This window comes from Corynebacterium jeikeium (assembly GCF_000738175.1).
Lineage (GTDB): Bacteria > Actinomycetota > Actinomycetes > Mycobacteriales > Mycobacteriaceae > Corynebacterium > Corynebacterium jeikeium_C.
In genome coordinates, this window is sequence record NZ_JFCH01000059.1 from 85,636 (window position 1) to 99,772 (window position 14,137).

Annotated in this window: 10 protein-coding genes; 8 read left to right on the forward strand and 2 right to left on the reverse strand. The window is 62.6% G+C overall.

Going from position 1 to position 14,137, the window contains the following annotated elements; translation table 11 throughout:
* The first annotated feature begins 97 nt into the window (after nucleotides 1-97).
* The 5 genes from secD to JQ46_RS09990 all read left to right on the forward strand — a co-directional run bounded on the left by secD (nucleotide 98) and on the right by JQ46_RS09990 (nucleotide 8,120).
* Nucleotides 98-2,005 (forward strand): protein translocase subunit SecD, encoded by a 1,908-nt coding sequence (gene secD, locus JQ46_RS09970; protein WP_034987886.1) that lies wholly within the window; start codon nucleotides 98-100, stop codon nucleotides 2,003-2,005.
* Nucleotides 2,006-3,340 carry a protein translocase subunit SecF gene (secF, locus tag JQ46_RS09975; protein ID WP_034987889.1) on the forward strand — a complete coding sequence of 445 codons (1,335 nt, stop codon included), beginning with the start codon at nucleotides 2,006-2,008 and terminating at the stop codon, nucleotides 3,338-3,340.
* A 57-nt stretch (nucleotides 3,341-3,397) separates the two neighbouring features.
* Nucleotides 3,398-5,083 carry an ABC transporter substrate-binding protein gene (locus tag JQ46_RS09980; RefSeq protein ID WP_034987892.1) on the forward strand — a complete coding sequence of 562 codons (1,686 nt, stop codon included), beginning with the start codon at nucleotides 3,398-3,400 and terminating at the stop codon, nucleotides 5,081-5,083.
* Between the two features lie 95 nt (nucleotides 5,084-5,178).
* Nucleotides 5,179-5,778 carry an adenine phosphoribosyltransferase gene (locus JQ46_RS09985; RefSeq protein ID WP_080719538.1) on the forward strand — a complete coding sequence of 200 codons (600 nt, stop codon included), beginning with the start codon at nucleotides 5,179-5,181 and terminating at the stop codon, nucleotides 5,776-5,778.
* A gap of 74 nt (nucleotides 5,779-5,852) precedes the next feature.
* On the forward strand, nucleotides 5,853-8,120 hold the full coding sequence (locus JQ46_RS09990; RefSeq protein ID WP_034987894.1) for a RelA/SpoT family protein: 2,268 nt from the start codon (nucleotides 5,853-5,855) through the stop codon (nucleotides 8,118-8,120).
* A gap of 36 nt (nucleotides 8,121-8,156) precedes the next feature.
* Here JQ46_RS09990 and JQ46_RS09995 read toward each other — a convergent pair whose 3' ends face one another.
* A complete protein-coding gene (locus JQ46_RS09995) occupies nucleotides 8,157-9,023 on the reverse strand; it encodes a peptidylprolyl isomerase (protein WP_034987896.1) in 867 nt (288 codons plus the stop codon).
* Nucleotides 9,024-9,136: 113 nt separating this feature from the next.
* On the opposite strand from JQ46_RS09995, the gene JQ46_RS10000 reads away from it, so the two are divergent.
* Nucleotides 9,137-9,811 (forward strand): MBL fold metallo-hydrolase, encoded by a 675-nt coding sequence (locus JQ46_RS10000; RefSeq protein WP_034987898.1) that lies wholly within the window; start codon nucleotides 9,137-9,139, stop codon nucleotides 9,809-9,811.
* A 22-nt stretch (nucleotides 9,812-9,833) separates the two neighbouring features.
* A complete protein-coding gene (gene hisS / locus JQ46_RS10005) occupies nucleotides 9,834-11,174 on the forward strand; it encodes a histidine--tRNA ligase (protein WP_034987900.1) in 1,341 nt (446 codons plus the stop codon).
* A 94-nt stretch (nucleotides 11,175-11,268) separates the two neighbouring features.
* Here hisS and ypfJ read toward each other — a convergent pair whose 3' ends face one another.
* Nucleotides 11,269-12,228, reverse strand: a complete 960-nt coding sequence (ypfJ, locus tag JQ46_RS10010) for a KPN_02809 family neutral zinc metallopeptidase (protein WP_080719539.1) — start codon at nucleotides 12,226-12,228, stop codon at nucleotides 11,269-11,271.
* 100 nt (nucleotides 12,229-12,328) lie between these two features.
* Between ypfJ and aspS the strand changes: the two genes are divergently transcribed.
* Nucleotides 12,329-14,131 carry an aspartate--tRNA ligase gene (aspS, locus tag JQ46_RS10015; RefSeq protein ID WP_034987902.1) on the forward strand — a complete coding sequence of 601 codons (1,803 nt, stop codon included), beginning with the start codon at nucleotides 12,329-12,331 and terminating at the stop codon, nucleotides 14,129-14,131.
* Nucleotides 14,132-14,137: the final 6 nt, after the last annotated feature.

A 14,137-nucleotide genomic window follows, 5' to 3' on the forward strand; every position in this document is an offset into this window, starting at 1 on the left:
CCGTTTGTCCGAACCCAAGCGTTAGTATCACGGGGTTAGATTTTTTTAGTACACCGGTCGCGCATGCTCGCGACTGGATTGCAGGAGACTTAAAGCGGTGGCAAAGAAGAAAAAGAGAACTGCTGCACAGGGCGGCTTCGCGTGGCCGAAGCGGGCGCTCGCCGCATTCGTGGTGGTCGTCCTCATCGTGCTGGGCTTGATCATGTTTACGGGAAACAAATCCTTCGAGCCCAAGCTGGGCATCGACCTGCAGGGCGGCACCCGTGTGACGTTGGTTCCGCAGGGGGATACGCCCACGCCGGACCAGCTGAGCCAGGCGCGTACAATTCTGGAAAACCGCGTGAACGGCATGGGCGTTTCCGGCGCCTCCGTGGTGTCGGACGGCAACAACCTGGTTATTACCGTGCCCGGTTCGGATGCAGGCGAGGCGCGCTCGCTGGGCAGGACCTCGCAGCTGCTGTTCCGCCCCGAAGCACAGCCGGGTCAGCCCACCAAGGACTTCCCCCAGGCATTGAAGAAGATGGCGAATCGCTGGGTGGAGAACGGAATTATCACCCCTGATTTCGCAAACGAGCGCCTTGGGCAAATGGTTAAGGCATTCCCACAGCTCGGCCTGAAGGATGCGCCGAAGGAGCTGAAGGTCTCCGCCAAGCCACCGGCGGAGCCGAAGGATTCGGTCGAGGAGCAGGAGCGCCGCGACAAGCAGGTCGAGGTGCTGGAGGCGGACCGCCAGAGCACAGACGGAAACAAGCAGCAGGCAGCCGGTGCTTTGTTGAACTGTGAAGCTAACGACCCGATGGCGGGCTCCGATGATGCAGACAAGCCGCTGGTCACCTGTAGCGAGCAGGGGCCGATGGTTCTGGGGCCTGCGCCGCTGCTGAAGGGCGAGACCGATGAGAAGAACGGTGAACGCCTGACGGGTGAGATGATCGACACGAACTCGCAGATTACCGGCGGCCTGCAGCCGAACTCTGCGCAGATGGCCATTACCTTCAAGTTCAAGACCGGCGAGCAGACCCCGGGTGGCGAAACCTGGTACGCACTTGGCCAGCAGATGATGGGTAAGCGTGTAGCCATCACCTTGGACTCCAAGGTCATCTCCGCGCCGGAGATCCAGTCGCCGACACCTCCGGGCGAAGTCTCCCAGATCACGGGTAGCTTCTCCGAGAAGGAGGCCCAGGACCTAGCTAACAACCTGCGCTACGGAGCGCTGCCGCTGAGCTTCGTCGGTGAGAACGGCGAGCCGGGCGGCACTACCACCACAATCTCCCCGTCGTTGGGTGCTGCCTCCCTGAAGGCCGGCATCATCGCCGGTCTGGTGGGGCTGGTTCTGGTAGGCCTCTACGCACTGGCCTACTACCGCGGACTTGGTGTTGTGGCTATCGTTTCCCTCGTCGCTGCGTTCGCTCTCGTGTACGGATTCATTGTTTTGCTGGGGCGTTGGATCGGGTACAGCCTGGATCTGGCGGGCATCGCCGGCCTGATTATCGGCCTGGGCACCACGGCCGACTCCTTCGTGATCTACTTCGAGAGGATCAAGGACGAGATCAAGAATGGTGCTACGTTCCGCTCCGCAGTGCCACGCGCCTGGCAGCGGGCTCGCAGCACGATCGTCACCGGTAACATCGTCTCCCTAATCGCCGCTGTGATCCTTTACTTCCTGGCTGTCGGCGACGTCAAGGGCTTCGCGTTCACCTTGGGTCTGACGACCGTGTTTGACCTGGTGGTGGCATTCCTGCTGACCGCGCCACTGCTGATCCTGATGTCCCGTCGACCGCACTTCGCCTCGCCGAAGCTCAACGGCCTGGGTGCGGCCTACCGCGTTGCGGAGCGCAAGTACGGGCGGAAACCCCACGAGCATGCCGTGCGGGCTAAGTCGGCCAAGAAGGCCGACAAGGCCAGCAAGGCAGAGAAGCCAGAGCAGGCTGAAGACCCGGATGATGCGCAATCTAAGGCGTCCACAAAGGCAGACACCCCGGCCACTGACGACAAGGAGGGGAAGTAAATGAGTAACCCCGAAACCCTAAGCGCGAAAGAATCCGAGGCCGTGGAGTCCACGGAGCTTTCGGCGGCCGAGGCCACCCCGGTCGACGCACCGGATACCGAGGCGGCGGGCTTCTTCGAGAAGCTCTACAACGGCAATGGCGGGTTCCCCATCGTGCAGAACCGCCGTCGCCTCTATGGCATCCTCGTTGCGGTAGTCGTGGCGTGTCTGCTGTCCATTCTCGTGCGTGGCTTCACGCTGGGCATCGACTTCGAGGGCGGCACGCGCATGACGATGCCTCCGGCAGGCGGGGCCACCGAATCCAGCGTTTCCGAAGTTTTCGAGGAGGCCACGGGTATCGCCCCGCAGTCCACCCAGACTGTCGGTAGCGGCGATGCCGAATCCATCGAGATCACCTCCGAGCGCTTGAGCGAGGAGCAGATCCGCGAGGCTCGGTCGGCGTTGTTCAACGAGTACCACCCGAAGAACAACGTCGGTGAGGTCACCCAGGACGCGATTAGCGATTCCACCGTCTCTGAGTCGTGGGGTAGCAGCATCACCAAGAAGATGCTCATCGCCCTCGGCGTATTCCTGCTGACGGTTTTCCTCTACATCGCGATCCGCATGGAGCGCGACATGGCGGCCGCGGCCATCATCTGTCTGTTGATCGACCTCACCGTCGTCTCCGGTATCTACGCGCTGGTTGGCTTCGAGGTTTCGCCGGCTACTGTGATCGGCCTGCTGACGATTCTGGCGTACTCGCTTTACGACACGGTTGTGGTATTCGACAAGGTGCAAGAAAACAAGTCCGGCCTGTTCGGCTCGACGCGCGCCACCTATGCCGAGGAAACGAACCTCGCCATCAACCAGACGATCATGCGCTCGATCAACACCTCCATCTTTTCCCTGGTGCCGATCGCCTCTCTACTGGTCGTGGCAGTGGGCATCATGGGTGTGGGCACGCTAAAGGATCTGGCTCTGGTGCAGTTCATCGGCGTGATTGCCGGTACGTTTAGCTCGATCTTCTTCGCCGCACCGCTGCTGGTGACGTTCAAGATGCGCCAGCAGAAGTACAAGCAGCACGAGGCCCGCGTGGAGCGCGCCCGTTCCCTCGCTGCGTCGAAGGATGGTTCTTCTGATGAGGACGCCGCAGTGGAGACCGCTGAAGGAACCAGCGAAAAGGTAGAAGTTTCCGCCGCAGGCACGGGTGCAGGCTCGGATGCAGATAAGACGAAGAAGAGCGGAAAGCGCGGCGTATCCAGCCCGAATGCCCGTCTAGCGGATGATTCCACGGAGGACTTCAAGCGTGAGACCCACAACGAAGACGCCGGAAGGTCCTGGCGTCCGGGCATGTAACTGGGAAGCCCGCAGGCTCTATACCACCGAGATGTATTGGATAAAGGAAGGCGACCAGTGAACCGCAAGCGGCATGCAGTACGGTCTACCGCAGCTTTGACGCTCTCCGCAGCCCTCGCTGCTGCGGGGCTGGCTGCCTGTTCCGGGGACTCCCCGCTGAGTAACCCTCCGGAGCAGTTTGGGTACGTGCTGACGAGCGACCTGGTGACCTCCAACGCGGGCACAGCGGTGGGTGTGGCGACAGATGCTGCGAAGGTTTCCGCCCGCCTCTACCCGGGCGCTTTCATCGCCGGACCACGCGGACAGAACCTGCCCAACGGCGACCTGGTGACGGCCAAGCCGACCCCCGGGAATCCTCGACAGGTGGACTACACCATCAACGAGGAGGCCACCTACTCGGATTCCAAGCCGGTAGTCTGCGATGACTTTTTGCTGAGCTTGCAGGCCAGCTCTCGCCCGGATCTCTTCGGATCCGACATGCCGCTGTTCGGCCAGGTGGAGAACATTGACTGCGAAGCGGGCGCGAAACAGTTCAGCGTGCACTTCGCCGACAAGCGCGGTGAACGCTACCGGGAACTGTTTGGGCCCGGCACGGTGCTGCCTTCCCACACTGTGGCCGAGAAGGCCGGGGTGGAAGACGTCGTATCCGCCGTCGACACTAAGGACGAACAAGCACTGACGGAGCTGGGTAAGGCCTGGCAAGACGTATTCACCTTCTCGAAGACTGATCCATCCCAGGTGCCGACCTCCGGGCCGTACAAGATTGCCGCGCGGAAAGATGATGGCTCGCTGAAGCTGGAGAAGAATCCTGAATGGAAAGGCGTAGAACCTGCCCAGTCTCCGGTGTACCTCTGGCCGCAAGGGGCGGACGTAAAGAAGCTGGGGGAGCATAACCAGCTTTCCGTGGTGGATACCAACCGCGGCGCCGGTGAAACCCCTGGAAAGGTAGCCGAGGAGCTGGGGCTCAACAGTGATGAGTTGCGCGTGGTGGAGAGCAACTCGGAGCGCGTGGATACTCTGCGGATCTCTGACCTTGGCCTGCTGCAGAATCCCGACTCCCGCAAGGCCCTGAATGCCTGCATCGACCGCGAGGGCATTGCTAAGGCCGTGGAGGAGGAGACCGGCGCCGCTGTGCAACCAACCGGCCTGCGGGTTATCGGCACCGAGCACCCGCTGCGCGCTTACTTGGACGACATCAATGGGCGGAACACCAAGGTCAATGTCGAGGAGGCTCGCTCTAAGCTCAACGGGATGACTATCCGCGTTGGCTTCCTCGATTCGGTGCCGCGATATAAGAAAATTGTTGACGCCCTTAAGTCTAAGTGCGCGGAGGCCGGCGTAAACATCGAACCCGTGCCCCGCTCGGCCGATGACTACGGCCTACTGGGCGTGGATTACGACGTAGCCCTTGACACCCGATCCGCTAACGGTCGGAATTCGGCGGCGAACGCCACGCCGGGCTCTGGGCTCAAGGAGATCCGGGGCGCGGAGACGGCGTTGGCTGACGACGCCATGACCCTGCCTCTGGTCACCGAACCGCGCACCATCCTTGCCGAGGTTCATGCGGCTAACGTGCTGGATAGCTCCTCGGATACCGGGGTGAGCTGGAATATGGATCGCTGGGTGGAGTCCGACGAGCCAGTGGCAACCGGACGTGCCTCTGACGAAGGCGACGACGGGGCAGAGGGAACTGATGCTAGCGAGTCCCCGGTAGCTCCCGAAGAGGAAGAGCCCAGCAAGTAAGCCCCACCTGTAAGACTGGCTGGGGCGTTAAGGTAGGAAATGCCCCTGCCGCCGCAGATCCCTCCCAGGCAAAAGAGAGAAAGAGACCCAAGAGCTTGACTTCCGCCCCCCACGCCGACCACCCTGACCACTCCGGCCAAGATAGCAAACCGCAGCGAGCAGAAACCGCAGCAAGCGCGCTGCGCCGCAGCATCCGGGTCGTCCCGGATTTTCCCTCCCGCGGCATTGTCTTCGAAGACCTGACCCCCGTGCTGGCAGACCCGCACTCCTTCAAGCTCTTGGTGGAAGACCTGGCGGAGCACTGCCGCAATTTCGACATCGATCTGATCGGCGGATTGGATGCACGCGGCTTCTTGCTTGGAAGTGCCGTTGCCTACGAGCTGGGCGTGGGCATCCTGGCAGTTCGAAAAGGCGGCAAACTGCCGCCCCCTGTCCACCACGTGGACTACGCTTTGGAGTACGGCACGGCCTCCCTAGAGATCCCGGCTGACAACGCCATTCCGCTGCAGGGCAAGAACGTCTTCCTCATCGACGACGTTCTCGCCACGGGCGGTACGCTCGCCGCTTCGCGCGAGCTGTTGGAAAACGCCGGGGCGAAAGTCTGCGGGCTGGGCGTGGTGCTAGAGGTATCCGCGTTGGACGGTCGCGATCGTCTCAAGGATCTTCCGCTCTACGTGGTCGACCAGGCCGTCTGATAGCCCCGAGGGGTAATTGGCGCAGGTGGCGTCAACAAAAAGAAGAGAAGAAACAGGCAGGACTTTAAGCGGCTATGAGCAACGAAAAGGGTTCGCTGTGGATGGCGGCTCGCATTGCGCGAAGCCTCACCGGCACCGGTAAGCCAAAGATCAACCCCGTACTCGGGCCGCTCCTTTCCGTGCACAGGCGCTTTCACCCGCGCGCCGACCTGGCCCTTTTAAACCGCGCCTATGCTACCGCCGAGAAGCTGCACGAGGGTGTCAAGCGCAAGTCCGGCGAACCGTATATCACGCACCCGCTGGCGGTGGCGACCATCGCCGCGGAGATCGGCATGGACACAACCACCGTGGTCGCAGCGCTGCTGCACGACACGGTGGAGGATACGGACTACTCCCTGGAGGAGCTGTCCCGCGACTTCGGCAGTGAGGTTGCTCGCCTGGTGGACGGCGTGACGAAGCTGGACAAGGTGGTGCTGGGCTCCGCGGCGGAGGCGGAAACCATCCGCAAGATGATCGTCGCCATGGCAGAGGACCCGCGCGTGCTAGTGATCAAGGTCTCCGACCGCCTGCACAACATGCGCACCATGCGCTTCCTGCCGCCGGAAAAGCAGGCGAAGAAGGCACGCGAGACGCTCGAGGTGATCGCCCCGCTGGCCCACCGCCTGGGAATGGCGACTGTGAAGTGGGAGCTGGAAGATCTGGCTTTCGCCATCCTGTATCCGAAGAAGTACGACGAGATCGTGCGCCTGGTGGCCGACCGTGCCCCGAAGCGCGACCAGTACCTGGCGAAGGTGAAGCAGGAGATCGAGCTGGCCATGTCGCGCAGCTCGCTACACGCCACCGTTGAGGGCCGCCCGAAACACTACTGGTCGATCTACCAGAAGATGATCGTGCGCGGCCGCGACTTTGATGAGATCTTTGACCTGGTGGGCGTGCGCATCCTGGTGGATAGCGTGCAGGATTGCTACGCGGCCGTGGGTGCCATCCACACCCTGTATCAGCCGATGCCGGGGCGGTTCAAGGACTATATTTCCTCCCCGCGTTTCGGCGTGTACCAGTCGCTGCACACCACCGTGATCGGCCCGGACACTAAGCCGCTGGAAGTGCAGATCCGCACCCACGAGATGCACCACAACGCCGAGTACGGCATCGCGGCGCACTGGCGGTACAAGGAAACCCGCGGCAACAACAACAGCGAGTCCGCAGAGGTGGATCAGATGGCGTGGATGCGCCAGCTGCTGGATTGGCAGAAGGAGGCCGCCGACCCGAACGAGTTCCTGGACTCGCTGCGCTACGATCTGTCCACGAACCAGATTTTCGTGTTCACGCCGAAGGGCGATGCCATCACCCTGCCGAATGGGTCCACGCCGATTGACTTTGCCTATGCGGTGCACACGGAGATCGGGCACCGCTGTATTGGTGCGAAGGTCAATGGCAAGCTGGTGGCCCTGGAATCCAAGTTGAATACCGGCGACAAGGTGGAGGTCTTTACCTCGAAGGATCAAAACTCCGGGCCGTCGAAGGACTGGATGAACATCGTCGTCTCACCGCGCGCCAAGGCGAAGATCCGGCAGTGGTTCGCGAAGGAGCGCCGCGAGGAAGCAGCGGAGAAGGGCCGCGATCTGCTGGCTGCCGAAGCGCAGCGGGGTGGCCTGGCGGTGCACCGCCTGTTTACTCACGAATCCCTGCGCCTGCTGGCCAGCGACATGAACTACCAGAATGTCGAGGCACTCTACACTGCCATTGGTCGGGGTGAGGTCACGGCCGGGCACGTCTGCCACCGCCTGGTGGAGGGGGCGGAGCCTGAATCCGAGACCGACGACGTTTTGCAGTCGGGCTCGGCGACCTCGAAGATTGCGAACACTCCGCAGGAAGGCCGCGGCGATGGCTCCGGCATTCTCGTGCAGGGGGAGGCCGACTTCTCAGCGAAGCTGGCGAAGTGCTGCACCCCGGTTCCGGGCGATAAGATCTTCGGGTTCATCACCAAGGGCGGGGGAGTAAGCGTACACCGCACGGATTGCACCAACGCTGAGAAGCTGCACCAGGAGCCGCAGCGGATCATCGAGGTCTCGTGGGCCAGCAGCTTCCACAATGCGGTGTTTATGGTCACGATCCAGATCGAGGGGCTGGATCGCAACGGTTTGCTCTCTGAGGTTACGCGCGTTGTCTCTGACCAGAAGGTGCCGATCATCGCCACGAATTCGCACACCGCGGGCGATAGGGTGGCGACGATCCGCTTCACCTTCGAGGTGTCGGACACGAAGCAGCTGGGCTACATGATGAACCAGCTGCGCAATGTCGAGGGTGTCTACGACGTCTATCGCGTCACGACGGGCGGCTAGCCCAGGAGGCTAGCCCAGAAAACTAACCCAAGAAGACTAACCCAGCACCGCGGACTCGATGTTGATGTCCTCGGACGGGGAGGCATCGCCCTCAGGTGCCTTTTCCATTAGCCTGTCCAGCACCTTCAGGCCGGCCTCGTCGATGGTGCCGAATACGTTGTAGCTCGGCGGCAGGGTGGTGTCGCCGGTGACCAGGAAGAACTGGCTGCCGTTGGTATCCGGGCCGCTGTTGGCCATCGCCAGGGTGCCTCGCTTGTAGTTGACCGGCGTTTCAGCCTTGTCCTTGTCCACACCGTTGCTCGGGAATTCATCCGCGAAGGAGTAGCCCGGGCCGCCTGCGCCGGTGCCCTCGGGGTCGCCACACTGCAGGATCGTCATGGAATCGGACTTCACAGAACGGTGGCACTTGGTGGAGTCGTAGAACTTCTTCTCTACCAGGTGCTTGAAGGAGTTGGTGGAGCACGGAGACTTGTCGTTGGCTAGCTCCAGGCCGACCTCTTTGCCGTTTATGGTCAAGGTGACCTTCTCGGTTCCCTTGGCGGTCACGTTCTTGCCGTTGGGCAGTCCGGCGTCGCTGAGCTCGCCCTCCGGATCCTTCTTGTACTCGCACTTCACGGTCTCGCCGTAGGGCTCCTTGGGGCCTGCCGGCAGCGCCACGGGCTTCACGTCCGGCTCTTCGGACTGCTGCTGCTCGCTTTCGGCGACCTGATCTTCCTCCTCGTCAGAGGAGTAGGTGGCGGCAAACCAGATTCCGCCGACGATGACCACCAGCACGGCGAGGGTTGCTGCGACCACGCCCAGCGGTGCGATCTTGGCCTTGCGCTCGCGGGACTTCAGAGCTTTCTCTAGCTCCGACAGCGCCTGATCGCGCTGAGTCGCGTTCGGATAGTTGTTGTCAGACACGTTTTTCTAGGACCTTTCTTGTGCTAGATACGGTGATCCATTATGCCCTATATACTGGCCGATTCGGGTGAAGGGGCACGCGCTCGTTGCTACTTTCGCTAGGGTTTAGTGGCATGAGCACAGACGCAACCCTCCTGCCGGAAACGACGCAGATCCTTTCTTTTCCTGCCGGCCCTTTCGAAACCAATTGCTATGTGGTGATTGATGGTTCGGACGCCACCAGCGGGGAAAACTCCCCGGCGGTCGTTATAGACCCGGGTTTGGGTGCCTTTGAGAACATCCAAAGGCTCGCCGACGAGCACAAGTTCTTCGTCGAGAAGGTCGTGCTGACCCACGGGCACATCGACCACATCCGCGACGCGGGAGCGTTCGGGGTGCCGGTGTACGTTCACGAGTTGGATCGCTTCATGCTGGAGATGGATCAGGCGGCCAGCCCGCTGGCGCAGCCTTTCGACGTGGCCAACATGCCCGCGATCGAGGACATCCGTCACCTGGGAGATTCCATCAGCATCGGTGGCGCGGAGTTCGAGATTCACCACATGCCGGGCCACTCGCCGGGGCATGTTATGTTCCGCGTGAATGGGCTGATCTTCGGCGGTGACGTGCTGTTCCGCGGGGGAGTGGGCCGCACCGACCTTCCAGGGTGTTCGCCTGAGGACATGATGCTGAGCCTCAAGAAGCTCACCACAGATTTCGCCGACGAGGACATTGTGCTGCCGGGCCACGGCCCGCACACGACCATCGGGGAAGAAAAGCTCACCAATAGCTTCCTGGCGGCAGTGCAATAGCCGTTTAGTAGACTGTTCTCTTGTGACTGAGAGCGAGAAGAAGCAACAGAAGCCCCAGAAGGCTAAGGCCGGGAAGTTTAAGGCGCTGAGTGCGCCGAAGGGCGTGCCGGACTACGTGCCGCCGACATCGGCGGAGTTCAAGGCTGTCAAGGATGCGTTCACCTCTGCCGCGCACGCCGCAGGCTACGAGCACGTGGAGCTGCCGATCTTCGAGGAGACCTCTCTGTTCGCCCGTGGTGTTGGCGAATCTACCGACGTCGTGTCGAAGGAAATGTACACCTTCGCCGACCGAGGCGGCCGTTCGGTGACCCTGCGGCCGGAGGGCACGGCGGGCGTCATGCGTGCCGTCATTGAGCACAACCTGGATCGCGGGCAGCTACCAGTAAAGCTGGTCTACAACGGCCCCTTCTTCCGCTACGAGCGACCGCAGGCCGGCCGCTACCGCCAGTTGCAGCAGGTGGGCGTGGAAGCCATCGGCGTGGACGATCCGGCGCTGGACGCCGAGGTTATCGCACTGGCGCACCGCTGCTTTAGCTCCATTGGCTTGAACGGCTTCCGCCTGGAGCTGACCAGCCTGGGCGACTGGGACGACCGCCCCGCCTACCGGCAGAAGCTGCAGGACTTCCTGGCCACGCTGCCGCTGGACGAGGAGACCCAGCGCCGTGCGCAGCTGAACCCGCTGCGAGTACTGGATGATAAGCGCCCTGAGATGCAGGAGATGCTGGCCGAGGCTCCCTTGATGCTGGACCACCTCAGCGATTCCTCCCGCGAACACTTCGAGACCGTGACCGGGCTGCTGGACGACCTGGGCGTGGGGTACACCATCAACCCGCGGATGGTGCGCGGCCTGGACTACTACACGAAGACCTGCTTTGAGTTCGTACACGACGGCCTGGGCGCGCAGTCTGGTATCGGCGGCGGCGGACGCTACGACGGCCTGATGGCGCAGCTGGGCGGGCAGGATCTTTCCGGAATCGGCTTCGGGCTGGGAGTTGATAGGGCGCTGCTGGCGCTCGAGGCGGAGGAGAAGAGGGCGTCAACAGGAAGAAGGGTTGATGTCTACGGCGTGGCACTCGGCGCGGAGGCCAAGCGGCGCATGGTGGGCATCGTGGACGACCTGCGCGAGCGCGGGGTCGCCGCCGATATGTCCTACGGCGACCGCGGGTTGAAGGGTGCCATGAAGGGTGCCGACCGTGCCGGTGCACTGTATGCCCTGGTGCTGGGCGATAAGGAGCTCGCCGAGGGGACGGTGACGGTGAAGGATCTCGGCGCTCATGAACAGCACGAAGTGGATCTGGCCGCAGTCGTGGAACTGCTGGCCGAGAAGACGGAGAAGACGGCAGAGAGGACGACAGGCGCTTAGTAGAACGGCTTTGCCGAACTGGCTGCGCCCTTACCTGCCGCCGCAGCGCTAAGAGCGCTGCAGGCGGGGCGCCGCGGGGCAACGTGCGCGGAGTTTAGCGCTGGAAGTCCTGGTGGCAGGATTTCATGGTGCCGCCCTGGTAGCCGCGCATGAACCAGTCCACGCGCATTTCGGATGACCCGTGGGTCCACTTGTCGGGATCTACTTCCTGTCCGGAGCTGGACTGGATGGCGTCATCGCCAATAGAACGAGCAGTCGCAATAGCCTGCTCGACCTGTTCTTGGGTGAGGGGCTCCAACAGAGCGTCCTCACCCTTGTCGGCGTTCTGGGCCCAAACTCCGGCGTAGCAGTCGGCCTGGACCTCCATCTTCACCGCGTTGGAATCCTCACCCGGGTTGTCGTAGTCGCTCAAGCCCAGGTTGCCCTCCAGGTTCTGGATGTGGTGGCCGAACTCGTGGGCGGTGACGTACATCTGCGCGAACGGGCCGTTGGATCCGCCCATCTGCTTCAGCTCGTCGAAGAATGGGACGGACATGTAGACCGTCTCGTCGCCGGGGCAGTAGAACGGGCCGGTGCTGGCTAGGTTCGCGGAGCCACAGCGGGTGCTGGTCTGCCCTTCGGCGAGCACCAGGCCCGGCTCCCTGTACTTTTTCCCAGCCTCGTCCGGCAACGCCGATCCCCAGAACTGGTCGACTGACTTCGCCGTAGCCAACACGCGGCAATCGTCGTTGTTGTTGGCGTCCTCGGCAGTCTGGCAGTGCTCGAAGCCCTCGCCGCCCTGACTGCTACTGACGCCCGCACGCTGATCGGAGCCACCGTTTCCACCCAACATGCCGAGTCCGCCGTTAAAGAGGAACACCAGAATGGCGGCAACGATGATTCCCGGAATGCCGAAGCGACGGGCGAGGGCGCCAAAAAGTAGGCCAGTAAACAGGCCGCCGCCCCCACCTTGGTTGCCACCCCCGCCCCCGAGGCCGAAACCGCCTCCGCCGGAGCCAGTACCCCCGCGCTGTCCACGGTCGGAATAGTTGTTCAGATTGTTGTTAAAAGTCACAAGTGAATCGTGCCATACCCGGGCGACGTATACACCCTATTGCGGACAAGGTAAGCTGTAAGGCCGAAAAGGCTAAAAATCGAGGAAGGATTATAGGAACGTGCTGCGCACACACCTGGCGGGCGAACTGCGCCCAGAGAATATCGGTGATGAAGTGACCCTGACCGGCTGGGTTGGTCGTCGACGTGACCACGGTGGCGTCATTTTCATCGATCTGCGCGACCGCACCGGCGTGGCACAGGTCGTCTTCCGTGAGTCCGAGGTAGCCGAGCGCGCACACGACCTGCGCAGCGAGTACTGCCTCAAGGTCACCGGTGTGGTGGAGGCTCGCCCGGAGGGGTCGGAGAACCCGAACCTGGCTTCCGGCGGTATCGAGGTTAACGTCTCCGAGCTTGAGGTTTTGAACGCGGCGGCGGCGCTGCCGTTCCAGATTGACGATCCGTCCTCCTCTGGCGAGGTAGGCGAGGAGACCCGCCTGAAGTACCGCTACCTGGATCTGCGCCGCAAAACCCAGGGCGATGCGCTGCGCCTGCGCTCCCGTGTGAACCAGGCTGCCCGCGGGGTTCTCGCTGAGCACGACTTCACGGAAATCGAGACCCCGACGCTGACCCGCTCCACCCCGGAGGGCGCCCGCGACTTCCTGGTACCCGCACGCCTGCGCCCGGGGACGTTCTACGCCCTGCCACAGTCCCCGCAGCTGTTTAAACAGCTGCTGATGGTCGCTGGCATGGAGCGCTACTACCAGATCGCCCGCTGCTACCGCGACGAGGACTTCCGCGCCGACCGCCAGCCGGAGTTCACCCAGCTAGACGTCGAGATGTCCTTCGTGGACCAGGAAGACGTGATCTCCCTGGCAGAGGAGATCCTGGTGGCCATTTGGAAGGAGATCGGCTACGAGATCTCCACCCCGATCCCGCGCATGACCTACGCCGAGGCGATGAAGTACTACGGCTCCGATAAGCCGGATCTGCGCTTCGACATCCAGATCACCGAGTGCACCGACTTCTTCAAGAACACCACCTTCCGCGTGTTCCAAAACGAATACGTCGGCGCAGTGGTTATGGATGGCGGAGCTGACCAGCCCCGCCGCCAGCTGGATGCCTGGCAGGAGTGGGCCAAGCAGCGCGGCGCGAAGGGCCTGGCCTACATTCTGGTGGGCGAGGATGGCGAGCTGTCCGGCCCGGTGGCCAAGAACATCACCGACGAAGAGCGCGCGGGCATTGCCGAGCACGTCGGCGCCAAGCCAGGCGACTGCATCTTCTTCGCCGCAGGCGAGACCAAGCCGTCCCGCGCCCTGCTAGGTGCTGCCCGTGGCGAGATCGCTAACAAGCTGGGCCTGATCAAGGAAGGCGACTGGGCCTTCACCTGGGTTGTCGACGCCCCACTGTTCGAACCGGCTGCGGATGCCACCGCGTCTGGCGACGTGGCTCTGGGCCACTCCGCCTGGACTGCCGTGCACCACGCCTTTACCTCCCCGAAGCCGGAGTACCTGGACAACTTCGACGAGAACCCGGGCGAGGCGCTGGCCTACGCCTACGACATCGTGTGTAATGGCAACGAGATCGGCGGCGGTTCTATTCGTATCCACCAGCCGGACGTTCAGGAGCGCGTGTTCAAGGTCATGGGCATCACCGAGGAGGAGGCTCGCGAGAAGTTCGGCTTCCTGCTGGATGCGTTCGCCTTCGGCGCTCCGCCGCACGGCGGCATCGCCTTCGGTTGGGACCGCATCGTCTCCCTGCTGGGTGGCTTCGAATCCATCCGCGACGTCATCGCCTTCCCGAAGTCCGGCGGCGGCGTGGATCCGCTGACCGACGCCCCGGGCGAGATCTCCGCGGAGCAGCGTAAGGAATCCGGTATCGATTTCAAGCCGAAGAAGGGCCCCAAGGGCCAGAAGGAAAAGTAGGCGAGT

Excerpts from the sequence above, each read along its gene's own strand:
- secF (WP_034987889.1), top strand. The coding sequence starts at position 2,006 with ATGAGTAACCCCGAAACCCTAAGCGCGAAAGAATCCGAGGCCGTGGAG.
- JQ46_RS09990 (WP_034987894.1), top strand. The coding sequence starts at position 5,853 with ATGAGCAACGAAAAGGGTTCGCTGTGGATGGCGGCTCGCATTGCGCGA.
- JQ46_RS10000 (WP_034987898.1), top strand. The coding sequence starts at position 9,137 with ATGAGCACAGACGCAACCCTCCTGCCGGAAACGACGCAGATCCTTTCT.